This window comes from Bordetella avium (genome assembly GCF_034424645.1).
Lineage (GTDB): Bacteria > Pseudomonadota > Gammaproteobacteria > Burkholderiales > Burkholderiaceae_B > Bordetella > Bordetella avium.
Genome location: NZ_CP139969.1, coordinates 584,664 through 610,413, shown reverse-complemented (window position 1 = coordinate 610,413; position 25,750 = coordinate 584,664). Strand labels below are relative to the sequence as shown.

Below are 25,750 nucleotides of genomic sequence, written 5' to 3'. Positions count from 1 at the left end.
GGTCCGTTCACCGCCTTAGGGCCGCCATGAATGGACCTCGCCATGACGCGACTCACCCCTGACCCCACCACGATTGTTTCCCTGGCCGATCTGGCCGGTGCCGACGCCAACCCCTGCCTCAGTTGCGGCGCCTGCTGCGCGCACTTCCGGGTGTCATTTTATTTCGGGGAGGTCAGCGGCGCCCTGGGCGGCCTGGTGCCCGAAGAATTGGTCACCCAGATCAGCCCCTCACGCGTCTGCATGAAGGGCACGGAACAAGGCGGGGGCCGCTGCACCTCGCTACGCGGCGAGCTGGGCCAGCCCGGCATTCATTGCGCCATTTACGAAAACCGCCCGACGCCCTGCCGGGAGTTTGAAATGTGGCAACCGGACGGCAGCCCCAATCCCGATTGCCAGCGCCTGCGTGCCCGGCTTGGCCTGGCGCCGCTGCAAGCGCGTCCCGATGCCGAAAACGACCCGCAAGGCCCGTCCACGCCTTCGGATCAACCCCGGGCCGCCTGAGCCTGCGCCTATTTCTGAACTGTCATACTTGCCTTTGAACGGCACAAGGCGCCAGTCTGCACCCTGATTCCTGTGCCCAGGCTGGCGCTCGACGGCATGCGGGTGAACATCGAGGCCGCCGCCCTCTAAGCCGCGAAGACCCTAGCGCCAATCGCCCACGCTTTGCGGGTCGATACGAGTCATTTCGTGGCGCATTTTTCTCAGATCCACGGTCAAAGCCTGGCCTGCGCCAACCTCGATATACTCTCGCGGGCCAGCCGATTGCGTGCGCACCCTGACCTCTCCTTGCTGCACGCGCACCACCAATTGGCCACCATCGTCTTTCACATCGAAAATGGTATCGGGGGTGGCCATGGCCGAGGCCAGCACGCTGACCTCATTCACGCCTATGCGCACATTGAGGTTGGTGCGGAATTTGTACACCACCCGAAAATACACTTGGCCCTGAGCCAGATTGACGTCGCGTCGGCGCGAGAAGAGCGCAACACTCAGCTCGGTATCGCCTCCCGCAACGATTTCGGTGCCATCCTCCAGCTTCAATGAGCGAACCTGGCCAGCCGACGTGTCGATCTGGGCACTGAATTGCGGAACGCTCTCGCGCAACACCCAGTTGGCGGTGAAGGCGAGCGCCAGTCCCACCAGAATGACGGCCAGCAAGATGGCCAGAATATGCTTGCGCCAGAGGGGGCGGGACTCAATTCGCTCAGACATGGAAAGACAAGAAGGCGGAGGAGACGATGCAGGGATTATAGGAAGCCGGCGGCATCCCCGCTTGCCGCCTAGCCTGATCGCTCTGCCGCCCTTTAGGGCGGTCGCCGCACAACAGGCGCACCGCGTATGATTCGACTGTCGCCGCGCCGGCAAGCGCCGGACCGCCTGACGCTTACGACTATCCGTGCTCAACCCTATCGCGACTATGCAATCCATCCAGATACCCACCGGCATCCATTGCGCCAACAACCTGCCCTTTGTGCTGTTCGGCGGCATCAACGTGCTTGAGTCCGAAGACCTGGCTCTGCGATCCTGCGCGGAATACGTGCGCGTCACCGACAAGCTCGGTATTCCCTATGTCTTCAAAGCCAGCTTTGACAAGGCCAACCGGTCCTCCATCCATTCCTATCGCGGCCCCGGCCTCGACGAAGGCATGCGCATTTTCGAGAAGGTGAAGCAGGAGTTTGGCGTGCCCATCATCACCGATGTGCACGAGCCCTGGCAGGCGGCCATCGTGGCCCAGACGGCGGACATTCTGCAACTGCCGGCGTTTCTCGCCCGCCAGACAGACCTGGTCATCGCACTCGCCAAGACCGGCAAAGTCATTAACATCAAAAAACCGCAGTTTCTCAGCCCCTCGCAAATGGCGCATATCGCCGAGAAATTCCGTGAAGCCGGCAATGACCAGCTCATTCTTTGCGATCGCGGCAGTTGTTTTGGCTATGACAACCTGGTGGTCGACATGCTGGGTTTTGATGTCATGACGAAAAGCACGGGCGGGCTGCCGGTCATCTTTGATGTCACACACGCACTGCAACAACGCGACCCGGGCGGCGCAGCCTCTGGCGGACGGCGCCAGCAAAGCGCCCAGCTCGCGCGCTCGGCGATGGCCCTGGGCCTGGCCGGTCTTTTTCTGGAAGCCCATCCGGACCCGGCCAAAGCCCTGTGCGATGGCCCAAGCGCCCTGCCGCTGGCGCAACTGGAACCCTATCTGGCGCAAATCAAGGCGATTGACGACCTGGTCAAATCCTTTGACCCACTGCACATCGATTAACCGCCCGGCCCTGGCCTGACAGGCAGGCGCCCCCCGGACTTACGCCAGCGGGGTGAGGCTTGCTCCGACACCAACTGGCTGATCCTCTATTGACCCTCTACTAGCGAAAAAAAACCCTGGCAGATTTCTCTACCAGGGTTTTTTGTATTTCGTTGGTGGGTCGTGCGCGACTCGAACGCGCGACCAACGGATTAAAAGTCCGCTGCTCTACCGACTGAGCTAACGACCCGACCTAAGCCAGCAATTATGGCCTAAGTTCATCCCATTGTCAAAACATCAAGCCAGGCATCTCGCCAAAACCCGCCGGGCACCAGGGCCTGGCGGGCGATGCAGATCGGGTGCGATCCGAATTACCAGGCAGCGACCACCGCGCCCTTGTACTTCTGCAGGATGAATTGTTTGACGGGATCGCTGTGATAAATGCTGACCAGCTTCTTGATCTCGGGACGGTTCTTGTCGGCAGCGCGCACGACCAGCACATTGGCGTAGGGCGAATCGGAAGCCTCCTGAACAATGGCATCCTTGGCGGGGTTCAGACCGGCTTCCAGGGCGAAATTGGTGTTCACGGCCGACGCATCGGTGTCATCCAGCGAGCGCGGCAGTTGCGCCGCATCCAGCTCGATGAAGCGCAGCTTCTTGGGGTTTTCGATCACGTCGATCGGGGTAGCCTTCAGGCCGGCTTCCGGACGCAGCTTGATCAGGCCCTGGGATTGCAGCAACAGCAACGCACGGCCGCCATTGGTCGGATCATTGGGAATGCCGATACGCGCGCCATTGGCCAGTTGATCCAGCGACTTCACTTTCTTGCTGTAGACGCCGATCGGAAAAATCACGGTCTTGGCCACGCTCTCCAGACCGTATTTACGATCGGCATTGGCGTTATCCAGATAAGGTTGGTGCTGGTAGCTATTGGCGTCCAGATCGCCGGAGGCCAGCGCCACATTGGGCTGAACGTAATCGGTGAATTCGATGATTTGCAGGTTCAAGCCTTGCTTGGCAGCTTCTTGCTTGACCACCTCAAAAATTTGCGCGTGCGGGCCGGCGGTCACGCCGATCTTCAAGGGCTTGTCCTGCGCCAGGGCCGGCTGGGCCAGAACGGCAGCGCCCAGGGCGAAAGTAGCTAGCGACTTCAGAAACTTGATGCTCATGATGCGGTACGTTCCGGTAATTATCAGTAAAAGACAAACAGGGTTAACGATGTGACATGCGGCGCACGAGCCAGTCGCCGAAACTCTGCACGGCCTGCACCAGCAGAATCAGCACCAGCACAACGGCCAACATCACTTCAGGCAGAAAACGCTGATAGCCATAACGGATGCCAAGGTCACCGAGACCGCCGCCGCCGATGGCGCCCGCCATGGCGGAGTAACCGATCAGGCTGACAATCGTCACGATGGTCGCGGCCACCAGGCCCGGCAGCGCTTCGGGCAACAACACCTTGCAAATAATCTGCATCGGGCTTGCACCCATGGCGCGGGCGGCAGTGATCAGGCCCGGATCGACCTCACGCATGGCGTTTTCGGCGATACGCGCCATGAAAGGAATCGCCGCAACCGCCAGCGGCACAATGGCCGCCGTGGTGCCGATCGAGGTTTGGGCTACCCAGCGGGTGAACGGAATGATGGCGACCATCAAGATCACGAAGGGCACGGAGCGCGTGGCGTTCACGATGAGGCCGAGCACATGATTGACGGCCAGGTTTTGCAGCATGGCGCCGCGGCTGGTGACAATCAGCGTGACCCCCAGCGGAATCCCCACCACCATGGCGATGACGCCGGCCACGCCGACCATCAGCAGGGTCTCAAGCAGCGACGTGTAAAGCAGGTCGATCATTTGCGGGTTCATGGGCGATTTCTTCTACAGAGATTTGATGGGCGGCCAAGGCGGCGAGCGCGTTATTGACGGCTTGCGGCGTACCTTGCGCCAGTACGAACAGCGTGCCGACGGCCACGCCCTGGATATCATCCACGCGGGCCTGAACCAGGCTGATATCGAGCGCATGCTGCCGCGCCAAATCGGAAATCAAGGCGCCGCCGGCATCCTTGCCGGTCAAAGACAAGCGCCACAAACGCGCAGCGCTGCCAGGCTGCTCCGCCGCCCGCGCCGCAATGCGCGCCTGCACCGCAGCCAGCGTGCTTTCGGTCAGGGCCGACGACGTCGCCGCCGACACCATCGCGCGGGTCACGTCATGCTGAGGCGTGGCGAACACATCCTGGGTGCGCGCCATTTCCACCACCTGCCCGTGCGAAAGCACAGCCACGCGGTCACAGATTTCGCGCACGACTTCCATCTGGTGCGTAATCATGACGACCGTCACGCCGGTCTTGCGATTGATGTCGCGCAGCAGCGCCAGAATGTTATGCGTGGTTTCGGGATCGAGCGCAGAGGTGGCCTCGTCGCTCAACAACACGTCCGGATCATTGGCAAGGGCGCGCGCGATACCCACACGCTGTTTCTGGCCACCAGAAATCTGGCTTGGATAGCGGTCACGCAAATGCTCCAGGCCCACCAGCGCCAAGAGACGTTCAACCTTGCCCGGAATTTCCTGGCGCGGCACGCCGGCAATCTCTAGCGGCAGCGCCACGTTGCCGTAGACCGTGCGGCGCGACAAGAGATTGAAGCCCTGGAACACCATGCCGATACGGCGCCGCTGGCCACGCAACTGCGCCTCGGACAGACCCGTCAGTTCCTGGCCGCCAATGCTGATAGAACCCTGATCGGGGCGCTCCAGCAGATTGATGCACTGGACCAGCGTGCTCTTGCCTGCGCCGCTGGGTCCGATGATGCCGAAGACTTCGCCCTGCTCGATCAGCAGGTCGATGCCACGCAAGGCCTCGAAGCGGCCATGTGGCGTGGCATAAGTCTTGGAAAGGTTTTTGATGTGAATCATGGCATGTGGATTGTGTCTTGCTGCCTTTCTAAATAGAACGACAGTTTATTCCTCTTTTAATAACTATTAGTTATATAAAAGGACTCAGACCCGACACGCGCGCCGCGCGAATCGGGTCAGAAGAGAGGCATCAGGAAAACGCCAGGGACAACCGGAGGCATGCCCCGGACTGATCCTGTCAGTCCGGGGCCGGCTCAAGTCAACGGGCGCGGGAAATGCGCACTTCAGCGCCGCGCCGCTTCACTTCCAGCCCTTCGGAGGGCAGGATACGCAGACCTTCCAGCCCCTTGATATAGCTGGAGCCCTGCATCTGCATCACACGGATTTTATTCCGCATGACAACCGGGTTGTGCACCGGCATGCCAAACATCCAGACTTCGTCAAGGATACGAGCCGAATTGAACTCGCCCGTATGCTGCGCCGCCGGCCCCAGGCAAAGCATATGCCCTTCACGGCCAAACACCGGCAACTGATTCAAACCGCAGTCCAGCGTCCAGGTCGTGCCGCCTTCATAGCGATGACCAGTATTCATATCCCACCAGGCTTCGCCCTTGGGCAGATAGACCCGCATCTGATTGCCGGGCTGCACAATGGGCGCCACCAACAGGGCAGGGCCCAGCAGGTATTGCAGATCCCAGGCATGCGCCTCCGGGTCATTGGGGAAAGCCATGGCCATCGAGCGCTGCACCGGCAAGCCGGTACGCGCGGCGTCCTCGATTGCCCCCAGCACATAAGGAATCAGGCGATAGCGCCATTGCATCCAGATTTGCACATGGGACAAAGTCTCTTCGCCAAAATCCCAGGGCAACAGCCCCGGCACACCCTGGAAACTGAAATTGGCGGAAAACACATTGGCGGCCAGCCAGCGCAGATAAAGCTCGGCCGTCATGTTTTCAAGGCTGCCGGTTGCCGAACCCAAGTTATGCACCTGCACGGGCAGGCCACTCGCGCCGATGGACAAGGCCGTGCGCAAACTGTGTTGCAAGCCGTCCCAATCATTGCTCACCTGCGGCCCGACCTGCCAGGGCAGCCGCTGTGCGGCAGGAAAAAGATCGGTGCTGGGCACCACGCCTTCGGGCGGTACTTTCTGCCCTGCGACCGCGTCAAACAGGGCGCGTCGGGCCAAAAGCGGATACATCGTGCGCAGCGCCGGACCCGTCTCGCCATTGCGCGCAGACACCGCATCGGGGATTGCGATCTGCGCATTGCAGGCCGGCGTGTCCAGGCCGTCATCGACCAGTTGACGATGGCGTTCCACCCAGAGGGTGTAGGCATCGCGATAAGTCAAATCCAGCAAGCCATAAGGCTGGCCCAGTGTCGCGGCATTCCCGTCAAAAACCTGGGCGCTGCCATCGTCACGTGTCAGCAGCCAGCCTCTATCTTCCAGCTCTTCGAAGAGTGGCGCGTGCTTGAGCACGGCCGGAAAGCTATGACCGGCCACATGCACATGCAACTTATGGAACAGCGCCAGCGCCTGACGCGCATCAGGAAAGCGCCGGGCATCCCATTCCATACCAAGCTTGTCTGACTGGAAGCCCCAAGCCGCCGGCAATGCCAGGGACACGGCGTCCAGCGGCACCTGACGCGAACGGAACTCCTCGACCAGCGCAACGGTTTCCGTCGGCATCTGGCCAGCAGCCTGCTGCAACCATGTTCCCATGGCCCACAGCACGGGCTGACCTGCGCGTCCCGTCAGTGCCGAGTACTGATTCAGGATTTCGCCGGGTTCGCCCGCAAACAGAAACACATCCAGGACGGGATCATCGACCGTCAGGACATAGCTGCCCTCATCGGGCGACACCCCAACGCTATGCTCGACACGGCGTAGGGTGTTGGCGTAAATACCCCAACCCCGCGGGCTCCAGGCGAGCGGCAGCGCGCGGTGTTCCGGATCATCCGAGACCACGGCTTCCTCGCGGCGGTTCAAATCTCCCGAGGTCTCACCCAGACCGTAGACGGCCTCGCCTTCGCGCAGGGCGAAGCCGGCCGTCCAGACAGCCTGTTCAGCGTCGTCCAGCGCGTTATGCCCGAACGGCGGGTTATGCGGCGAGAGCGAGGAGCTCAGCACCTCGACATCGCCGCGATAAAGCGTGACCCGCAAAGGATCGGTGCTCAAATCCAGCGACACATCGCCCTGCGTGATGCGCCAACCGTCGGCGCCTTCACGGGGCGTAATCGTGGCCTCGCCCACCGCTTCCTGGCGAGCGAGCAGCATTTCCGCCACGGCGCGCGCGCCAGGCTTGTCATCCGTCAACAGGCCCGCTTGACCACAGCGCAGACGAAACACGCCCGGCGCATGGGCCTCCAGCACCAGATGCAGGCCATCGCCCGCGTCAAAGTCGATACGGGTGGGGCGGGATGTCAGCAACTCGACGGTTTCGAGCTGGTTAGTATGAGCAAAGTCGTACTTCGGCGGCACAGAGCATCCCCCGGCTTTAGCCAAAAAACCAATAAAAGTCGTTATTTTGACGGATTTGGCCCCCGAAATAAACTCGGTCCCTTATTTGGCCTTCATGACCCATCCTGCGAGGCGCCATTATTCGTCTTCAAACGCGGAATCAAGCACAGTTCAACTCTACGCGCCGTTGCCGGACTTGAGCGCAAAAAGCCGATAAAAATCGATCAAAAGCGTGCATTTTCCACCAAATAACGACATACAAAAAAATCAACGTGGCCCGACGGAAGCCAGCAAATCGGTTTCCAGAGGTAAAGGCTCGCCGCACAGACGGGCGGCGATAACATCGCCGGCCAGGGCAGACCAACTCAAGCCGCGAGAACCATAAGCGCTGGCCAGCCACACCCCGCTGACCCCAGGCAGTTCACCCAACACCGGCAGACGGCCCGGCATCACCGCACGCCAGCCGGCCCAACCCGGCAACGGCCCCGCCACAGCGTCCAGCGGCGCGCCCAGCAGACCCGCCGCCTTCTCCAGATTGCGCTGCTGCCCGGCCAGACTAACCTCGCTTTGCGCCACGCCGGGCGCATAGGTACTGCCCACCACGCACCAGCCATCCACCGCGGGCAGCACATAGCCCTCCCCCCCGATCATGCAGTGCGGCCCCCCTCCGAGGGCCGCCGCCGGCACATGCGACACCTCACCCGCTAACGCATGCATCTGCGCCACACGCGGCAGCGGACCCAGTAAACCGCTCGCCTCCAGCACCAGAGGAGCCCCCGCCGCATTGGCCAGCACGACCTGCCGCGCCTCGCCCAGAACCTGGCCCAGGGCGTCCAGCGCCTGCCACTGCCCGGCCGAGCACTGCACCAGCCTGCTTACCCGCCCCCGCACGCGCTCGATGCCCGGCCAAGCCAACAAGGCGTCAATCAACGGCTGCGGACGCACCAGCAGGCCATCGGCAAAGTACAGGCCTCCCCGCGCAACAGGCAGACCCGCCAGTTGCTCTGCCTCATCAGATTCGACCCAACGCACCCAGTCACGGGGAAAGTGGAGCGCCGCCAGCGTGTCGGCCAGTGCAGCGCTGCGGCCGGCGTCGCGCTCGAGCTGCAAGGCGCCCACCTTACGCACAGCATCCAGCCCCTGCCAACGATGCCATGCACGCTGGCTTCCGGCCCGCGCCAAGCGCGCCCGCGCATTGTCATCGCGGGCCACCAGAGGCGTGAGCGCCGCGGCAAGATGACCGCCATGGGGCTGCGCCGACTCGGCGATCACACGCACTGACAGGCCGCGCAACGCCAGTGCCTGAGCCATGCCCGCACCCGCCAGCCCCGCCCCCACGACCAACACGGGCGCATCTGGCGCATCGGTCCGACGCGGCGCATGTTTACCCGCCCAGGCAGAACGGCGTCCCACCGTGATATGGCGTTTGCCGCGCGCGCCCGTCAGGCGCTGAATATCGAAACCCGCCTCCTGCAAACCCCGGCGCACAAAACCCGCGCTGGTCCAGGTAGCGAGCGTGGCGTCAGCTGCCCCCAGACGCAGGAGGCGGCGCAGCACATAGGTATCCCACATGGCCGGGTTTTTGCTCGGCGCGAAACCATCCAGGAAAAAAGCATCCACGCAGGCGCTCAAGCGGGGCGCCACCTGGCCGATATCGCCCAAAGCCAGCGTCAACGTAACGGCGCCATGCTCAAACTCGAGCCGGTGCAGACCTGGCAAGAGCTTAGGCCATTGGGCAAGCAGCTCACGCGCCCCTGCGCGCAGCGGCTCGGGAACCTGGGTATCGAGCACCGCCTCGTAGGCCTCGCGCGTAAGCGGATGCCCCTCAATGGACAGCATATGCAAACGCCCGCAGCGCCCCGGATCTTCCCGCCAGGCCCGCCACAAGGCCAGAAAATTCGTGCCCAGGCCAAAACCGGTTTCACATACCGTGAAATGGCGGCGCCCACGCCAGCGCTGCGGCAAGTCGTTGCCATGCAGAAATACGTCCACCGCCTGACCGTAGGCATCGGCAGGGCTGTTGTAGACATCGCCGTACTGACGGCTGGCCAGATGACCCGCCTCGTTCACTTCCGTCAAGGCGGGCGTCAAGGGTTGGTAAGCACTAGACATTGCATTCGCAGCTCGCCACCCCGGCTCTACGAGTCCGTTGGACGCAAGCCACGCCAAAAGATTAAATTGTTATGAAAAACCGGCTGCCCGATTGGGCAGGCTTACACTGCTGCCATGCAAAGCTCAGAGCCTCTCTCCCACAAAGCGATGCTGGATCTCGGCACCGCCATCGACATCGCTGTCACCGCCGCACATGCCGGCGCCGCCATCTTGCAGTCTTATGCGCACCACCGCAGCGATCTCATCATCGATCACAAGGCGCGCAACGATCTGGTGTCTCAGGCCGACCGCGAAGCCGAAGCCGCCATCCTGGAAGTCCTTCGTGAACGCAGCCCTGCCTACGGTATTGTCGCCGAGGAAACAGGCGGCGCGGCACAGGGCCCCGCCACCTGGTATATCGACCCGCTAGACGGCACCACCAATTTTCTCAGCGGCATTCCGCACTACGCGGTGTCCATCGCGCTGGTGGCCCATGCCGGCACCCAGGCCGCGCCCGGCGCCGCGCTCGAAGAAGATACGCCTGTCATCGGTGTGGTCTACGACCCTAACCGCGAAGAGCTCTTCACCGGCGTGTATGGCGTGGGCTCCTGGCTCAATGGCCGCCGCATCGCCTGCTCACGCACGCCGAGCCTGGCCGACTCGGTGGTAGCCACCGGCTTCCCCTTCCGCGACTTCTCCTTCGAGCCGGAATACATGCCCACGCTGGACTACGCCATCCATCACTCCCGTGGCGTGCGCCGCATGGGCGCGGCCGCGCTGGATCTGGCCTGGGTCGCCTGCGGCCGCTACGACGGCTATTGGGAAATGGGGCTGGCCCCGTGGGACGTCGCGGCCGGTACGCTGCTCGTGCGCGAAGCAGGCGGCGTCTGCCTCGACATGGACAGCCGAGACCCCTGGCCCGTCGCCGGGCGTGTCGTGTCGGGCAACCCGGTTGTCTGCGCGGCGCTGCACGACATGATCCGCCCTCACCTCAAGCCGCGCGGCTGACCCGCTCAGGCCGCGGGCGGCGCAGCCTCATCGCGCAACTCGCGGCGCAGTATCTTGCCTACATTGCTCTTGGGCAATTCCGTCCGAAACACGATGGCGCGAGGCCGCTTGTAGTTGGTCAAGCGGGTTTCGCACCATTTGAGAATATCCGCCTCCGTCAAGCCGGGGTGACTCCTGACGACATAGGCGCGGACCATCTCGCCCGAGTTCGCATCGGGCACCCCAACCACCGCACACTCCCGAACGCCGGGGCAGGCGCTGATCACGGTCTCCACCTCGTTCGGGTAAACCTTGAAGCCCGATACGATGATCATATCTTTTTTGCGATCCACGATACGGGTATAACCCCGCTCATCCATGATGCCAATGTCACCCGTGCGGAAAAAACCCTCCGCCGTCATGGACTGGCGGGTTTCTTCGGGCCTGCGCCAATACCCCAGCATGACTTGAGGCCCGCGTACGGCCACTTCGCCACGCTCACCCAATGGCAGCTCGGCGCCCGCGTCATCCAGAATCGCCACATCGGTCGACGGCAGAGGCTGCCCGATAGAACCTGAGTAAGCCGCAGAGTCCGTCGGATTCACCGTGGCGACCGGCGACGTCTCAGACAGGCCATAGCCCTCGATCAAGGGACGCCCGGTAATCTGAAGCCAACGCTCGGCCACCGAAGGATGCACGGCCATGCCGCCGCCCAGCGTCAAGCGCAGACCGGAAAAGTCCAGCCGGATAAATCCCGGGTTGTCGGTCAACGCATTGAACAAGGTGTTGACGCCGGGAAAGACATTGACGGGCACGCGCCGCCATGCCGAAATCAGCGCCGCCTGATCACGCGGATTGATAATGAGCAGATTACGCATGCCCGCATACATGCCAAACAAACCGCAAACGGTCAATGCAAAGACGTGATACAGCGGCAGCGCGCTGAGCATCGTGAGCGGCGGACCGTCTGGCGCGCCCAGCGCCGGGCGCGCCACGGCGCCCACCTGCAACACATTCGCCACCAGATTACCGTGCGAAAGCATGGCCCCCTTGGGCACGCCGGTCGTGCCGCCCGTGTATTGCAGCACCGCCAGATCACTCATGGCCTGCTCGGGCGCGGCGAACGGCCGCTGCGCGCCCTCATGCAGCGCCTGCGTCAATGCGCAAGCCCCATCGATCCGCCATGCCGGCACCAGCCGCTTGATATGACGCGCCGCAAAATTCACCAGCGGCGCCTTCAGGCCACCCAGCAGATCACCAGGGCCGACCACGACCACATGCTTGAGTTGCCCGCGCTCGCTCACCGCCGCCAGCGTCGCCGCGAAATTTTCCAGAATGACGATGGTTTCGGCACCGCTGTCGGCCAACTGATGCTGTAGTTCATCAGGTTTGTATAAGGGGTTGATATTGACCACCACCATGCCGGCACGAAATACCCCGAGCAAGGCGACAAGATAGGCCGGCACATTCGGCATCATCAAGGCGACACGGCTGCCGCGCTCCAGGCCGCGCGATTGCAACCAGGCGGCAAAGCTACGCGCCCACAGATCGATCTGACGATAAAGAATGTCGCTGCCCATGGCGGTGCAGGCAATCCGGTCGGCATGACGCTGAAAAGCCTCGTCCAGCAGATGCGTCAGCGAGCGGTAAGCCCCGGTGGATATTTCTGTGGGCACGCTCGGCGGATAATGCGCAAGCCACGGACGCGACATGGTGTTTGTCTCCATTTAGTTTGTTTTTTGTTTGATGATACCCTGCAAGAGTTCCGGCTCACACATAGAGATTTCCGCATGAAAATCCTCGAACCTATCTCAATCTGGCACGAAGAAATTGCCGGGCTCCGGCGCGATATCCATGCACATCCGGAACTCGCCTATCAAGAGTTCCGCACCGCCGATCTGGTGGCGCAACGCTTGCAGGAATGGGGCATCGAGATTGACCGTGGCCTGGGCGGCACCGGCGTGGTGGGCATCATCAAGGGCAAGCTGCCCGGTACGCGCGCCCTGGGTCTGCGCGCCGACATGGATGCCCTGCCCATGCAGGAGGTCAACACCTTCTCGCACGCCAGCAAACATACGGGCAAGATGCATGCCTGCGGCCATGACGGCCATACCGCCATGCTGCTCGGCGCGGCGCGCTACCTCTCGCAGCACCGTGATTTCGCAGGCACCGTTTACGTCATTTTCCAGCCCGCCGAAGAGGGCGGCGGCGGCGCCAAGCGCATGATCGATGACGGTCTTTTCACCCGCTTCCCGATGGACGCGGTATTCGGCATGCACAACTGGCCCGGCATGAAAGCCGGCCAGTTCGGCGTCACGGCCGGGCCCATCATGGCATCAGCCAGCGAGTTCTCGATTCGCATCACCGGCAAGGGCGCGCATGCCGCTATGCCACATCTCGGTGTGGACCCGGTCATGACCGCAGTGCAACTGGCACAAAGTCTGCAGACCATCATCACGCGCAACCGCCCCCCCCTCGAAGCCGCCGTGCTATCCATCACGCAGATTCACTCCGGCAGCGCCGATAATGTCGTGCCCAACGACGCCGAGATGCGCGGCACCGTGCGCACCTTCACCACGGAAACGCTCGATCTCATCGAGCGGCGCATGGAAGAAATCTCGCTCCACACCTGCGCCGCCCTGAATTGCGACGTCATCTTCGAGTTCAAGCGCAACTATCCGCCCACGGTCAATCATCCGGCCGAAACCGCCTTCGCGGTGGAGGTCATGCGCGACATCGTCGGCGCCGACAACGTCTTCGACAAAGTCACGCCCACGATGGGCGCCGAAGATTTCGCCTTCATGCTCCAAGAAAAGCCCGGCTGTTATGTCTGGATCGGCAACGGCAGCGGCGATCATCGTGATGCCGGTCACGGCGCGGGCCCCTGCATGCTGCACAACGGCAGCTACGACTTCAATGACGCACTGATCCCGCTGGGCGCCACCTACTGGAGTCAGCTGGCATTGAAGTGGCTGGCCGCCTGAGCTACTCCACGGCGGCCTGACAGGCCGCCAGAAAGCGCCGCGCCGCACGCGAGCAAGCCTGAGCGTGCGGCACCAGAATGCTGAGCGTTCGAGCCAGGGGTTCGGGCGCGATGCGCAGCGCGGCCAGCGTGCCGTCTTCGTGGCGCATCGACATCACCGATACAAAACCCACGCCCAAGCCGGCGCGCACCGCCTGCTTCACCCCCTCCACCCCGGCGAGCTCCAGCCCGGCGAGCACCGGCAAACCCGCGCGCCCGAAAGCCTGCTCGACCAGTTGCCGCACACCCGAACCGGGCTCACGCATGACCAACGGCAAAGCGGCCAGCTCATCGAGCCGCGCCGTCCCGCTGCGCGCCAGCGCATGATCGGCCCGCACGATGGCCACCACTTCATCACGCCGCCAGGCATGAACCTCGGCATCAGCAGGCAGCCCTGCCGGCACTTCACCCTCGATAAAGGCGAGATCCAGGGTCGCCAGACGCTCTACGATCTGACGGGTATTCCCATCTGACAAATGCAGGCTGACCGAAGGATAGTCTGCCCGAAAACGCGCCACCAGGGCGGGCAGCAGGTAGCTGGCAGGCGTCGTACTGCCGCCCAGGCGTAAAGAACCGGTTTCCAGGCCCCGCCAAGCATCGCGCATCGCCTGCGCCTGACCATAAACCTGGCGTAGTTGGCGGGCATGCGTGGCCAGACGCTCGCCCGCCTCGGTCAAGGCAATGCCATGGCCATTGCGGCGATATAGCGGCTCGCCAAACCACTCCTGCAACATGCGCAGCTGCCCCGACAAGGCCGGCTGAGAAAGATGCAGTTGCTGGGCGGCGCGGCTGATATTGCCGAGGTCGGCGACGCAGGCAAAACTCAGTAGTTGATCAGGTGTCACAAGATAATTATCGGAAATTCTTATATTAAATATAGAAAATAAAGATTTTTCAGATAGTTAGCAAGGCCGTAATATTTCCACCAGTTATTTGTCTATTCGAAAAACATGTCTGCCCTCCCCTTGCCCGCGCCCACCCCCTGGCGCGACAAACTCAACGGCGTGCTCTTTGTCGCCCTCATGGCCGGGGCTGTCGTTCAGCTCTCCAGCCTCCCCGCCATCAAACAACTGGGCTTCTCGCCGCTCGTTGTCGGCATCGTCTGCGGCATGCTGTATGGCAACTTTCTGCGCGGCGCCATGCCCGTGGACTGGGGCGTGGGGGTCAACTTCACGGCCCGGCGCCTGCTGCGAATCGCCGTCGCCTTCTATGGCCTGAACATCAGCATCCAGCAGATTGCTGCGGTCGGTCTGCCTGGCCTGGCCGTATCCGTGGCAATCGTTGTCGGCACCCTGCTGATCGGCGCCGTGGTCGGCCAGCGCCTGCTCGGCCTGGACCGCGACACCGCCCTGCTCACCTCCGCAGGCAGCGCCATCTGCGGCGCGGCGGCCGTGCTGGCCTTCGAACCCACGCTGCGCGCCGCCCCCCACAAGAGCGCGGTCGCCGTCGCCACCGTCGTGCTCTTCGGCACCTTGTCCATGTTTCTTTATCCGCTGGCCTATCATGCGGGCTGGCTGTCGCTGGACACGCAGGCGCTGGGCATCTATATCGGCGGCACCATCCATGAAGTCGCGCAGGTTGTCGGCGCCGCCAGCAACATCGACCCCGCCACCACGGAAGTCGCCACCATCGTCAAAATGACTCGGGTCGCGCTGCTGGTGCCGGTGCTGCTGGCGCTAGGCCTGTGGCTGCGCAGCCGCGCCAAAGACACGCCCTCGCAAGGCCGCGGAACACTGCCCGTGCCCTGGTTCGCCATCGGCTTTCTAGCCCTGGCCATCATCAACTCCCTGGACATCCTGCCAGCCAGCCTGATCGATGCTATCCGCCGTATTGATGTGTTCCTGCTGACCATGGCCATGACTGCACTCGGCATCGAAACCCGCTTCGCGCAAATCCGCAAAGCTGGCCCGCGCGTACTGGCATTGGGCCTTGTTCTCTATGTCTGGCTGTTATTTGGAGGCTATGGCATCGTCAAGCTGGTCGCCTGAGACGCCATCCGAAAAGCATGAAACACGCCTAGGTCACGTTTTTCCTGCATAATCGGCCGGTTCGCCATCAGGAGCCGGCCATGACGACCAAACTGCAATCCACCACCTTGCCCGTTGGCCGGGAGCCTGTCCTACGCGTAATGCCGATGCCGGCCGACGCCAATATCCATGGCGATGTATTCGGCGGCTGGATCATGGCGCAGGTTGATATCGCAGGCTCCATTCCGGCCGCACGCCGCGCCGCTGGCCGTGTCGCCACGGTTGCGGTCAACGCCTTCCAGTTCAAGCAGCCCGTTTTCGTCGGAGACCTGCTCAGCTTCTACGCCCAGATCGTCAAAACCGGCAACACTTCGGTCACTGTCGAAGTCGAGGTCTATGCCCAACGGCAGCGGCTGGACGCCGAAGTGGTCAAAGTCACCGACGCCACGCTCACCTATGTCGCCACCGACGATGCCCGCCGCAGTCGCCCGCTGCCCACTCTTTGAGTCCAGATTCGCATGACGCAGTCCGCCGCCGCGCAAAAAACCCCCGCGACGCCTCGCCGCCTGGACCCTGAAGACGCCCAGCACGCGCTGGAAGAAGTCCAGGAGCGCCTACGCCGCCAGCAAGTCGTGTCCGATCTCGTTCATCGCCAGGAACAGGGTGATCGCAAGGCCGGCCTGGTCGAAGACCTGCTGCATCGTCAGCAACAGGCAGAACTGCAAGCCCTGATCAACCGGCTGCACCCGGCAGATATCGCCTTCATTCTCGAATCGCTGCCCAAGGATGAGCGCCAGCAAGTCTGGCAACTGGTCAGCGCCGAGCATGATGCCGATGTGCTGCTGGAGGTCGAAGACTGGGTCCGCGAATCGCTGATCCAGGCCATGGATCGCCAAGATCTGGTGGCCGCCACTGGCAATATGGACGCAGACGAGCTGGCCGACCTCGCGCCGGATCTGCCGCCCGACGTGGTCGCGGAGGTGCAAAAAGGCCTCACCGAAGAAGAGCGCGCCCAGCTGCTTGAGGCCATGGGCTATCCGGAAGACAGCGTCGGCGCCATCATGGACTTCGAAATGGTCCGCGTGCGCGAAGATGTCTCGCTGGAGGTCGTGCTGCGCTATCTGCGCCGCTTGCACGAACTCCCCGACCACACCGACCAGATTTTCGTTGTTGACCGCCAGGACAAACTGCAAGGCGTGTTGCCCATCGCGGTGTTGCTGGTCAGCGAACCCGAGACCGAAGTGCGTTCGGTCATGAATATCGATTACCTCACCCTGGGTCCGCTGGACTCCGACGCCGATGCAGCTGGCGCTTTCGAGCGCTACGACCTCGTTTCCGCGCCGGTCACCGATGACCAGGGCCGCCTGATCGGCCGCGTCACCATCGCGGACGTCGTGGACGTGATGCGCGAAGACTCGCAAGAACAGGCGCTGTCGCGGGCAGGCCTGCAAGAGGAGGACATCTTCGCACCGGTAGCGATGGCGTTGCGCAACCGGGCGCCGTGGCTGTTATTCAACCTCTGTACGGCAGCCACCGCGTCTTTCGTGGCTTCACGCTTCGAGGGCACCGTCAGTCATATCGTGATCCTGGCCTTCCTGATGTCCATCGTCGCCGGTATCGGCGGCAACTCGGGTAATCAGACCATGACCATGATCATCCGCGCGCTGGCCGTGGGCCGCATCACTGGACGCAATATCTGGCAACTGATCAAGCGCGAAATGCTGGTTACGCTCCTGGTGGGCCTCTGCGGCAGCCTGGTGGCGGCAGCCTTCGCCTGGGCCATCTCCGATTCGCTCTCCATCGCACTAGTCATGATGGCCGCCATGATCTGCAACATGCTGGTCGGCGCAGGCGTCGGCGTGCTGGTGCCCATGGTGCGCGCCCGCTTCGGGAAAGATCCGGCAATCGGTTCCTCGGTACTCCTTACTTTTGCAACCGACTCGCTGGGTTTCTTTATATTTCTCGGGCTAGCCACCTTATTCCTTATTTAGAAAAGCGCTGCACAACAAAGCCGGCTCTGTCTTTTCAAGGTTGGCGATATATCCCGGATGACTGAAAAAGCCCCGACAAAGTACCCGCGCAAGCGGGAGCGCTTACCCCTGGGCTGTTCGGTCTCCGACACCTGGCGCCAGGTGTCGGAGACCGCCAAACGCAGCGTTAGGGCTCACACATCCGGCCATCGCTACGCTCGCCTGGGCAGCCAATAGACCTCGGATCGCAAAATGCGGGGTCTATCAACACATTGGGAGATGTCGGTGTAAAGTCAGCGACATGTCTTTTTTTTGTCATGCTGCTGCCGTGATCTACCTGCCCCGTCTACGCCATTTTTTTATCGGCTGTCTGCTCTGTTTACCCACGCTGTCGTACGCCTGCGAAAGCCTGCCCTCCTGGGCGCAATCCGCATGTAACCGTATTGACCAGATCTGGACCGAAGGCGGCAATGATCTCTATGTCACGGGTTACTCCTGGCATAACCGATCCATGTACAGCGCCAGCAAAATCCGCTCCTTCAATGAGAAAGCCTGGGGCGGCGGCTGGGGCCGCAGTCTCTATGACGAAGACGGAGACTGGCAGGGTCTTTACGCCATGGCGTTCCTGGACTCGCACAGCAAGGTCGAACCCATCGCCGGTTATGGCTTTCTGAAAATCGGCAAGGTTTCTGAAAACTTCCGGTTGGGTGCGGGCTACACGGTGTTCCTGACCGCCCGCCAAGACATCATGAGCTACGTGCCGTTTCCGGGCATTCTCCCGCTGGTCGGCGCCGGCTACAAAGACGCCATGCTTTACGCCACCTATATCCCGGGTGGCCGGGGTAACGGCAACGTGCTGTTCCTCTTTGGGCGTATGCACTTCTGAACCGCGCCTTCAAGGCGAGGTGTGCACCAGCCTGCGCACCAGTTCGGCGAGGCGGCAATCATCGATGCCGCTTTCGCGCAATGCTCTCTCCGTCTGCACGACGTAATCCAGGCAGCGTCCCGACTGGCCAACCGCTCGCCTTACGGCATCCAAGAGCAAATCGTCGGATAGCCCCTGAGCGTAATCGTCGCAGCGGCGATTCAGTAAAAACACCAGATCGCGTACGGCTTCGGCTTCCGTTTCACAATTGAGCCAGCGGGGCACATAAGCTCCGCGCACCATCTCGCGCTGCCAGAGCATGTCAAAAGTCGGAAGCACATCGGCGGCGGCAATACGGTAGGCCACGCCGCGGCAACAGCCGCCCCGGTCCAGCCCGAAAACCAGGCCCGGCAGATCGGGCGAACCCCGATGATCATGTGACCACAGGCAAAGCGACCGATGATAGCCGCGCACAGTTGCCAACCGCCGTTCCTGCCAACTGAAATTCGGCCGCCAGATCAGCGAACCATAGGCAAACACCCAGAGGTCTTTCTCACCATCCCAGCCCAACAACAAATCGTTTATCGAGGCAGCTTGAGGGGAGTCTGCCGAGGGAAGCAACATCATGATGCAAACAAGGTGACGGCCGCTAGCCGTGTCAGAGATGATCGCTATCCTAAGCCCGCAGCAACGCAAAAGCATTGCCACCTGAGGGAATGCAGCGGGTCGAAATAAAAATCACATCTACGGCAACCAGCCAGACTGGAATTTTTTTCTCAAAGCGAGCCTCACACCCCCGGGATAGGTAATTCTGTCGTACTTTTGATGACTTCCATCGAGAAACTCGCGCTCACATCCAGCAGATCCACCGCCTCGATCAAGCGCCGGTAAAAGCGGTCATAGGCGGCCATATCCTCGACCACGACCTTCAACAGGTAATCAATATCGCCAGCCATGCGGTGAAACTCCACCACATTGGGCAAAGCGGTCACGGCGCCGATCAGGGCCTGGGTCCATTTGGCGTTGTGCTGGCTGGTTTTGATGGTGACGAACACCGTGAGGTTCAAGCCGAGCGCTGCCGGGTCCAGCAGAATGGTGTTACGCGCAATAACGCCATCATCCTTGAGCTTCTGGATACGCCGCCAACACGGCGTGACCGACAAATTCACCTGCTCGGCGATTTCCGCCACCGAACGGCTTGCGTCCTGCTGAAGCAGGTTCAGAATCTTGATGTCCGTCTGATCCACGACGCCTTCCCCGAATGCCGCCTGCGGCCCTCAAAACCGGGGCCCTAGCGCTTGATGGCGCTTATCTTGCCCTTTCCCCCGATGCGCGTCCACCGGCATACCGGCGCGCTAGGAATAGTTTTCTAAAAAGCCTCGAGCCGCCCCAGGATTTTGCAAAGTATTTCTCGCCGTCCGTCCCTAGGATAGAGCGCATCATTTCAGTTCCTGCAAAGGCCTCACCATGATCCTCACCGACCGCGCATCAGCCCTGGGCGATCTCTGCCGAATCGTGGACAGCGCAGCCCAGAAGGCCGCCGCCAACCTCTTGTCTGACCTGGCCGCAGGTGTCGCGGCAACCGAAGGCATGCTGGCCTATCTGCCTGAGTCATTGCGAGCGGGCGAAGCGGACTCCTACACCCGGCATATTGCCTACGCCGACCCTCACGGCCGCTTCACCATTGCCTATCTGATCTGGCGTCAGGGCCAGTTCAGCCCTGTCCATGGTCATAAAACCTGGTGCACCTATCAAGTGCTGCAAGGCCAACTGACTGAAACCCATTTCCGTTGGCATGACGGCCATGCCGATCGAACCGGAAGCAAGCAGCGCCTGCCTGGCGACATCGTCACGGCCATGCCCGGCTTGCAACAAATCCACCAGCTTGGCAATGCCGACCCACAAACCGCGATCTCTCTGCACATCTATGGGGTGCCTCAAGCCGACCTGAGCTGCGGGGTCAATATCCTCGTCGACACAGAGGCCCGCTAAGGCCCGGCTAGGCTAGGGCTTGCCCCGGACCTCCGATTGATGCCTGTCCCCGTTCGCACTGCCCCTCGCGCCCTCTCAAGGGCAGCCCGGCAACATGCTGGCGCCAATTGCCCCTCCCCGATGGCCTCCGCCCCGACACGCCCCCAAACCAAACGGCCCTCAGACAAAGCCTGAGGGCCGCCGCATCGATGTCAAAGGCCGGTGTCCAATTCGTATCGGGAACCGTCACGCCGAACCAGCGTCAGCGTGCTTAATCGGGGCAGCACGGCCTGATCATCCTGGACGACGTGGATGCGCAGATTCGCCAATTCGACATCCCAACCCCCTTCCTGAGCCTGAATGCTGGCGTCCGCCACCAGGGCCAGACGTTCAGCCAGTGCCTGCGCATTCGCCGAACGTACGTCAATACGCGCAAGACTGCGCGTCTGATTAGGATGATTCATGAACTCCGGCGCCCAAACGCACTCGGGCGTGAGATGCCGGCAAAAATACATGCGCAGTCCAGGAATGGGCGGCTCGGCGAAACGCACCGTATGAAATCGCGCCATGATCTCCCGGCCACCCACTTGCGCCGGACGGCTCAGATCCTGAACGGGGTTGACCGCGAAACCCGCTGAACGCAAGCGCTCATAGCTTGCTTCAGCGTCATCGGTACGAAACACCAAGGCTTCCAGACCCGGAGCCGAGTCCGCGATCTCTTTGCGCGCAGGCGGCGCACCCGGAGGCCAGCCCAGCAACTCGATATAGGTATCGTCCAGCACGATAAGCCGGTTGCACGAACCGAGGTTGTGCACCGACTTGTCGCTCAGATGAAAACCCTGTTGCTCATAATGAGGCGCGAGATCGTCCAGACGGTCGCGCACCATGATGACAGCGTGGTCGAACTCCGTGCGCGGCATGATCAGGTCAACTTACCGTGGCACTGTTTGTACTTCTTGCCGCTGCCGCAAGGGCAAGCATCGTTGCGGCCCACCTTGGGCAACACATTGCGCACCGGCTCCTGAGCCTCAGCGGCCTCGCTGGCAAGCGCTTCGTCGTAATCCGAATGGTGGAACTGCACGTTTTGCACATGCGATTGCGCCGCCTCGGCTTCGGCCTGCGCAACCTGCTCGGTCGATTGCACGCGCACGGTCATGAGCACGCGCACGACATCATCGCGGATGCGGTCCAGCATGCCCGAGAACAGCTCAAAAGCCTCGCGCTTGTATTCCTGCTTGGGATTTTTTTGTGCGTAACCCCGCAGATGAATACCCTGGCGCAGATAGTCCAGCGCCGACAGATGCTCGCGCCAGTGCGTATCGATGGACTGCAACATGATGGAGCGCTCAAACTGCCCCCAGGACTCCTCGCCCACAAGCTCGGACTTGCTGCGATAGGTATCACGGGCAGCTTGCAAGACACGCTCAAGCAGCTCTTCGTCGGTAAGATTGGGCTCGGCCTCGACCATCTCGGCAAGCGGCAGTTGCAACTGCCAGTCGGACGCCAAAGCCTGTTGCAAGCCGGCAATGTCCCACTGCTCCTCAACCGACTCGGCAGGGACGAACCCCCGGAACAATTCCGTCACGGCGGCGTCACGCAGATTCTCGACCGAGGCGCCGATGGTCTTGGCTTCCAGCACATCGTTGCGCTGCGCATACAGCACTTTGCGCTGATCATTGGCGACATCGTCATACTCAAGCAACTGCTTGCGAATATCGAAGTTGCGGCCTTCCACCTTGCGTTGCGCGGTTTCGATCGAACGCGTCACCATGCCCGCTTCGATAGGTTCGCCTTCCGGCAGCTTCAGACGCTCCATGATGGCGCGCACACGGTCACCCGCGAAGATACGCATGAGCGGATCTTCCAGCGACAGATAAAAGCGCGAAGAACCCGGATCGCCCTGACGGCCCGCACGCCCGCGCAACTGGTTGTCGATGCGGCGCGATTCATGGCGCTCAGTACCGATGATGCGCAGGCCGCCAGCCGCTTTCACCTGTTCGTTCAAGGGCTTCCATTCCTGGCGCACCCGCTCGATACGGGCCGTTTTTTCGGCCTCGCTCAGGTTTTCATCCGCGCGGATCAGGTCGATCTGTTTTTCGACACTACCGCCCAAGACAATGTCGGTACCCCGGCCCGCCATATTGGTCGCGATCGTGATGTGCCCGGGCTTGCCGGCCTCGGCGACGATCTCTGCCTCACGGGCGTGCTGCTTGGCATTGAGCACCTCATGCGGCAGCTTGGCTTTTTTCAACAGGCCGGACAGCAATTCAGAGTTTTCGATGCTCGTCGTACCGACCAGCACGGGCTGGCCGCGTTCATGGCAGTCCCGGATGTCATTAAGAATCGCGTTGTACTTCTCTTGGGAAGTCCGGAAGACCTGATCGTTCTGGTCCTTGCGCTGCATCGGCTTGTTGGTCGGGATGATGACCGTTTCCAGAGAGTAGATTTCCTGGAATTCATAAGCTTCGGTGTCAGCGGTACCCGTCATGCCCGAGAGCTTCTCGTACATGCGGAAGTAATTCTGGAAGGTAATGGATGCCAGCGTCTGATTCTCGTGCTGGATCTTGACGCCTTCCTTGGCTTCAACAGCCTGGTGCAAGCCATCGGACCAGCGCCGGCCCGCCATCAGGCGGCCCGTAAACTCGTCAACAATGACGACTTCACCGTCTTGGATAACATATTGCTGATCGAGGAAGAACAGGGTGTGGGCGCGCAAAGCCACCATCATGTGGTGCATCAGCGCGATATGACGCGGATCGTAGAGCGACTCACCTTCAGGCAAGATACCCAGGCGCGTCAGAATTTTCTCGGCGCTCTCATGCCCCGACTCCGACAAATGCACCTGCTGGCTCTTTTCATCGACCCAGTAGTCCCCTTCGGGCTCGGGCTCATGCGGTTTGGGCTCGCCCGCCATACGTTTGAGCAGAGGCGGCACGGCATTCATGCGCACATACAGTTCAGTATGGTCCTCGGCCTGGCCCGAAATAATGAGCGGGGTACGGGCCTCGTCGATCAGAATGGAGTCCACCTCGTCGACGATGGCGTAAGCCAGCCCACGCTGGCGGCGGTCCTCGACGCGGTACTCCATGTTGTCGCGCAGATAATCGAAGCCGAACTCATTGTTCGTGCCATAGGTGATGTCGGCGCGATAAGCCGCAATCTTTTCTTCGTTAGGCTGCTGCGGCACGACAACACCCGTGCTCATGCCCAGGAAGCGGTACAGACGGCCCATCCAGTCCGCATCACGGCGCGCCAGATAGTCGTTGACCGTCACCACGTGGACACCCTTGGCCGCAATGGCGTTCAGGTAAACGGGCAAGGTGGCCATGAGCGTCTTGCCCTCGCCAGTGCGCATTTCTGCAATCTTGCCGTTGTGCAGCGCGATGCCGCCCAACAACTGCGCATCGAAGTGGCGCATGCCGAACACGCGCTTGCCTGCCTCGCGTACGACAGCAAAGGCTTCGGGCAGCAAGTCATCCAGGGAGGTTCCCTTGGCGTGGCGGTCACGGAATTCCTGCGTCTTGGCCTGCAGCGCCTCATCGGAAAGGGCGGCAATTTGCGGCTCAAGATTGTTGATCTGAGTGACCAACTTGCGGTACTGCTTGAGCAGCCTGTCATTACGGCTGCCGATGAGTTTTTTGAGCAGAGAAACCATGCGTGTCGTGGACGGCCACAGAGCGCAGCGCCAGCGGCGGCCACACCCATGCCGATATTTTCTGTGTCTGGTTAAGCGGGGGCTCCCGCTAGGAAACAATCCAGTTTAACGCACTGGAGCGTCACAGCGATTGCGTTGAGACGTCTTATGGCGCAGCGGGGTTGGCAGCGCCTTTGCCCTGCTGGGCTTGGGCGACGACAGATCCCTGAGCTTGAGGGGTGCCCAGGAACAAACGAGGGTCCAGCGGCTGGCCCGCCAGACGCACTTCAAAATGCAGATGCGGCCCTGTTGACCGGCCCGAAGACCCGACCCGGGCGACTTCCTGACCACGCTCGACGACGTCACCTGCCTTCACCAGCAGGCGCGAAGCGTGGGCATAGCGGGTGATCAAACCATTGCCGTGATCGATTTCCACCATATTGCCGTAGCCCGGTTGGGCTTTGGCCAACAAGACCACGCCGCCGGAAGCCGCCAGAATGGGGGTGCCCGGCGGGGCGGAAAAATCCAGCCCTTCGTGCATGGCGTAACGTCCCGTCACCGGGTTGCGCCGCCATCCATAGGAAGAGCTAAGATAGGGGTAATCCTTGATGGGCAGCGCCGTGGGCACCCGCGCCTGTTCGGCCGAGTGACTGGTCAGCGCAGCATCCAGCAGTTTCAAGTTGTCGGCCTGCTCTGTCATGCGCGTCTGGATATCGTCCAGTTGGCGGCCCAATGCTTCAGCCGACTCGGGTGTGGGTGGCTGGCGATCCGTAAACAGATCGTCCATGACGTAAGTCGCTTCGTCAAGAGGCCGCGCGACCATCATCTGCTCAGGCGCGGCGTACTTCAGGCCGGCGATCTCCGCCACCCGGCGGCCCAGCCCGTCGATGCTGGCCAGCTTGGCCTGCAAGATGCCCACCTTGGAAGCCAGCATGTTCACGTTCTCGCGCATGAAATCGGCATCTCGGTTGGCCTGAGCGCGCGCATAAGAAGGCCAATCCACCGCATAAGGCGCTGCCGCCTGACCAAACAGCAGACGCTGCATGCCTGCGCCGAACATGGCGGCGGCCATCAGGGCCAGCCCCATCAGCAAGACCAGACGCCCACCGCCGACGGTGAAATGCCGGTCTTGCCCTGAACGGGCATGCATAATCACTACCTTCAAGGTTGCATCCTATGATTATTGAACGGCATGAATAGACAACCTTCACACCGCCCACGTTCCTTGGCCAACAAACCCGGCGAACGTACCGCACTGGGCTGGCTGGGTCACGATATGCGCGGCGCTGGCGTTCTGGCGACAGCACGGGCGCATTTGCAAATTCAGCAGGCCGTCGCAGCCGTGCTGCCTCCCGCCTTGGGCGCTGTCTGCGTGGTAGCCAAACTGGAAAGTCAGCGTTTACAACTGGCGGTTCCTGGGGCAGCGCATGCAGCCAAACTGCGTCAGATGGCCCCTCGCATTGCTCAGGCGCTGTCTGCGCAAGGCTGGAACCTTAACGAAATTAGCGTCCGCATTCAAGCTGGCATGCCGCGCCCAGGACAACGCTCACCCCGCCCCCCGAAGGAAGCCGTCCCGCTGGGTGATACGGCCCTGAAAGCATTTGAAGACTTACAGCAGAATCTTACGCCAGGGCCCTTGGCCGATGCAGTGGCGCGGCTGTTGCGTCACCACAAGCGTAGCGAGTAATT

23 protein-coding genes, 1 tRNA gene and 1 pseudogene are annotated in these 25,750 nt (G+C 61.7%); 11 read left to right on the top strand and 14 right to left on the bottom strand.

What is annotated here, in order from left to right; all coding sequences use genetic code 11:
• Positions 1–42: 42 nt before the first annotated feature.
• Both U0029_RS02885 and U0029_RS02880 read left to right on the top strand, forming a co-directional pair.
• Positions 43–501, top strand: coding sequence for a YkgJ family cysteine cluster protein (locus U0029_RS02885; protein WP_039051969.1), 459 nt, complete (start codon positions 43–45; stop codon positions 499–501).
• Between the two features lie 48 nt (positions 502–549).
• Positions 550–630, top strand: a pseudogene (locus U0029_RS02880) (RidA family protein); the annotation flags it as partial.
• A gap of 12 nt (positions 631–642) precedes the next feature.
• On the opposite strand, the gene U0029_RS02875 reads toward U0029_RS02880, so the two are convergent.
• Positions 643–1,212 (bottom strand): FecR domain-containing protein, encoded by a 570-nt coding sequence (locus tag U0029_RS02875; RefSeq protein ID WP_012418490.1) that lies wholly within the window; start codon positions 1,210–1,212, stop codon positions 643–645.
• A 205-nt stretch (positions 1,213–1,417) separates the two neighbouring features.
• Between U0029_RS02875 and kdsA the strand changes: the two genes are divergently transcribed.
• Positions 1,418–2,266: a 3-deoxy-8-phosphooctulonate synthase gene (gene kdsA, locus U0029_RS02870; protein WP_012418491.1), complete on the top strand. Its 849-nt coding sequence runs from the start codon at positions 1,418–1,420 to the stop codon at positions 2,264–2,266.
• A 153-nt stretch (positions 2,267–2,419) separates the two neighbouring features.
• On the opposite strand, the gene U0029_RS02865 is transcribed toward kdsA, so the two are convergent.
• From U0029_RS02865 to mnmC, 6 genes are all read right to left on the bottom strand, one after another.
• Positions 2,420–2,495 (bottom strand) — tRNA-Lys (locus tag U0029_RS02865).
• A 121-nt stretch (positions 2,496–2,616) separates the two neighbouring features.
• Positions 2,617–3,414, bottom strand: a complete 798-nt coding sequence (locus tag U0029_RS02860) for a MetQ/NlpA family ABC transporter substrate-binding protein (RefSeq protein ID WP_012418492.1) — start codon at positions 3,412–3,414, stop codon at positions 2,617–2,619.
• 43 nt (positions 3,415–3,457) lie between these two features.
• The gene (locus U0029_RS02855; RefSeq protein WP_039051958.1) at positions 3,458–4,111 is read right to left on the bottom strand and encodes a methionine ABC transporter permease; all 654 of its coding nucleotides are present in this window, start codon (positions 4,109–4,111) and stop codon (positions 3,458–3,460) included.
• Positions 4,068–5,156: a methionine ABC transporter ATP-binding protein gene (locus U0029_RS02850; protein ID WP_012418494.1), complete on the bottom strand. Its 1,089-nt coding sequence runs from the start codon at positions 5,154–5,156 to the stop codon at positions 4,068–4,070. The genes U0029_RS02855 and U0029_RS02850 overlap by 44 nt, the downstream gene beginning before the upstream one ends.
• A gap of 199 nt (positions 5,157–5,355) precedes the next feature.
• Positions 5,356–7,575, bottom strand: coding sequence for a glycoside hydrolase family 31 protein (locus U0029_RS02845; RefSeq protein WP_114852772.1), 2,220 nt, complete (start codon positions 7,573–7,575; stop codon positions 5,356–5,358).
• Between the two features lie 246 nt (positions 7,576–7,821).
• Positions 7,822–9,666 (bottom strand): FAD-dependent 5-carboxymethylaminomethyl-2-thiouridine(34) oxidoreductase MnmC, encoded by a 1,845-nt coding sequence (gene mnmC, locus U0029_RS02840; RefSeq protein ID WP_114852773.1) that lies wholly within the window; start codon positions 9,664–9,666, stop codon positions 7,822–7,824.
• A gap of 114 nt (positions 9,667–9,780) precedes the next feature.
• Between mnmC and U0029_RS02835 the strand changes: the two genes are divergently transcribed.
• Entirely contained in the window at positions 9,781–10,653 is an 873-nt protein-coding gene (locus tag U0029_RS02835) for an inositol monophosphatase family protein (RefSeq protein ID WP_012418497.1), read from the top strand.
• Between the two features lie 5 nt (positions 10,654–10,658).
• Here the strand turns inward: U0029_RS02835 and U0029_RS02830 are convergent, their stop codons facing one another.
• The gene (locus U0029_RS02830) at positions 10,659–12,344 is read right to left on the bottom strand and encodes an AMP-binding protein (RefSeq protein ID WP_012418498.1); all 1,686 of its coding nucleotides are present in this window, start codon (positions 12,342–12,344) and stop codon (positions 10,659–10,661) included.
• A gap of 78 nt (positions 12,345–12,422) precedes the next feature.
• Between U0029_RS02830 and U0029_RS02825 the strand changes: the two genes are divergently transcribed.
• The gene (locus tag U0029_RS02825) at positions 12,423–13,616 is read left to right on the top strand and encodes a M20 aminoacylase family protein (RefSeq protein ID WP_012418499.1); all 1,194 of its coding nucleotides are present in this window, start codon (positions 12,423–12,425) and stop codon (positions 13,614–13,616) included.
• A 1-nt stretch (position 13,617) separates the two neighbouring features.
• On the opposite strand, the gene U0029_RS02820 is transcribed toward U0029_RS02825, so the two are convergent.
• Positions 13,618–14,499 carry a LysR family transcriptional regulator gene (locus tag U0029_RS02820; protein WP_039051961.1) on the bottom strand — a complete coding sequence of 294 codons (882 nt, stop codon included), beginning with the start codon at positions 14,497–14,499 and terminating at the stop codon, positions 13,618–13,620.
• Between the two features lie 105 nt (positions 14,500–14,604).
• Here U0029_RS02820 and U0029_RS02815 point away from each other — a divergent pair, with 105 nt between their 5' ends.
• From U0029_RS02815 to pagP, 4 genes are all read left to right on the top strand, one after another.
• Entirely contained in the window at positions 14,605–15,642 is a 1,038-nt protein-coding gene (locus U0029_RS02815; RefSeq protein WP_012418501.1) for a YeiH family protein, read from the top strand.
• Positions 15,643–15,722: 80 nt separating this feature from the next.
• A complete protein-coding gene (locus U0029_RS02810) occupies positions 15,723–16,127 on the top strand; it encodes an acyl-CoA thioesterase (protein ID WP_012418502.1) in 405 nt (134 codons plus the stop codon).
• A gap of 12 nt (positions 16,128–16,139) precedes the next feature.
• A complete protein-coding gene (mgtE, locus tag U0029_RS02805; RefSeq protein ID WP_012418503.1) occupies positions 16,140–17,612 on the top strand; it encodes a magnesium transporter in 1,473 nt (490 codons plus the stop codon).
• A gap of 280 nt (positions 17,613–17,892) precedes the next feature.
• Positions 17,893–18,477 (top strand): lipid IV(A) palmitoyltransferase PagP, encoded by a 585-nt coding sequence (gene pagP, locus U0029_RS02800; RefSeq protein WP_082011711.1) that lies wholly within the window; start codon positions 17,893–17,895, stop codon positions 18,475–18,477.
• 9 nt (positions 18,478–18,486) lie between these two features.
• Here the strand turns inward: pagP and U0029_RS02795 are convergent, their stop codons facing one another.
• Both U0029_RS02795 and U0029_RS02790 read right to left on the bottom strand, forming a co-directional pair.
• Positions 18,487–19,083, bottom strand: a complete 597-nt coding sequence (locus U0029_RS02795) for a gamma-glutamylcyclotransferase (RefSeq protein ID WP_114852774.1) — start codon at positions 19,081–19,083, stop codon at positions 18,487–18,489.
• 161 nt (positions 19,084–19,244) lie between these two features.
• Entirely contained in the window at positions 19,245–19,703 is a 459-nt protein-coding gene (locus U0029_RS02790; protein WP_039051962.1) for an Lrp/AsnC family transcriptional regulator, read from the bottom strand.
• A gap of 220 nt (positions 19,704–19,923) precedes the next feature.
• Here U0029_RS02790 and U0029_RS02785 point away from each other — a divergent pair, with 220 nt between their 5' ends.
• Positions 19,924–20,448: a cysteine dioxygenase family protein gene (locus U0029_RS02785; protein WP_012418507.1), complete on the top strand. Its 525-nt coding sequence runs from the start codon at positions 19,924–19,926 to the stop codon at positions 20,446–20,448.
• A gap of 191 nt (positions 20,449–20,639) precedes the next feature.
• Here U0029_RS02785 and U0029_RS02780 read toward each other — a convergent pair whose 3' ends face one another.
• The 3 genes from U0029_RS02780 to U0029_RS02770 form a co-directional block, all read right to left on the bottom strand.
• Positions 20,640–21,347: a VOC family protein gene (locus U0029_RS02780; RefSeq protein WP_012418508.1), complete on the bottom strand. Its 708-nt coding sequence runs from the start codon at positions 21,345–21,347 to the stop codon at positions 20,640–20,642.
• Positions 21,348–21,349: 2 nt separating this feature from the next.
• The gene (secA, locus tag U0029_RS02775) at positions 21,350–24,082 is read right to left on the bottom strand and encodes a preprotein translocase subunit SecA (RefSeq protein ID WP_114852775.1); all 2,733 of its coding nucleotides are present in this window, start codon (positions 24,080–24,082) and stop codon (positions 21,350–21,352) included.
• Positions 24,083–24,227: 145 nt separating this feature from the next.
• Complete coding sequence (locus tag U0029_RS02770; protein WP_012418510.1) at positions 24,228–25,211, bottom strand: M23 family metallopeptidase; 984 nt, start codon at positions 25,209–25,211, stop codon at positions 24,228–24,230.
• A gap of 126 nt (positions 25,212–25,337) precedes the next feature.
• Here U0029_RS02770 and U0029_RS02765 point away from each other — a divergent pair, with 126 nt between their 5' ends.
• Positions 25,338–25,748 (top strand): flagellar hook-length control protein FliK, encoded by a 411-nt coding sequence (locus tag U0029_RS02765; RefSeq protein ID WP_012418511.1) that lies wholly within the window; start codon positions 25,338–25,340, stop codon positions 25,746–25,748.
• The last annotated feature ends 2 nt before the right edge of the window (positions 25,749–25,750 follow it).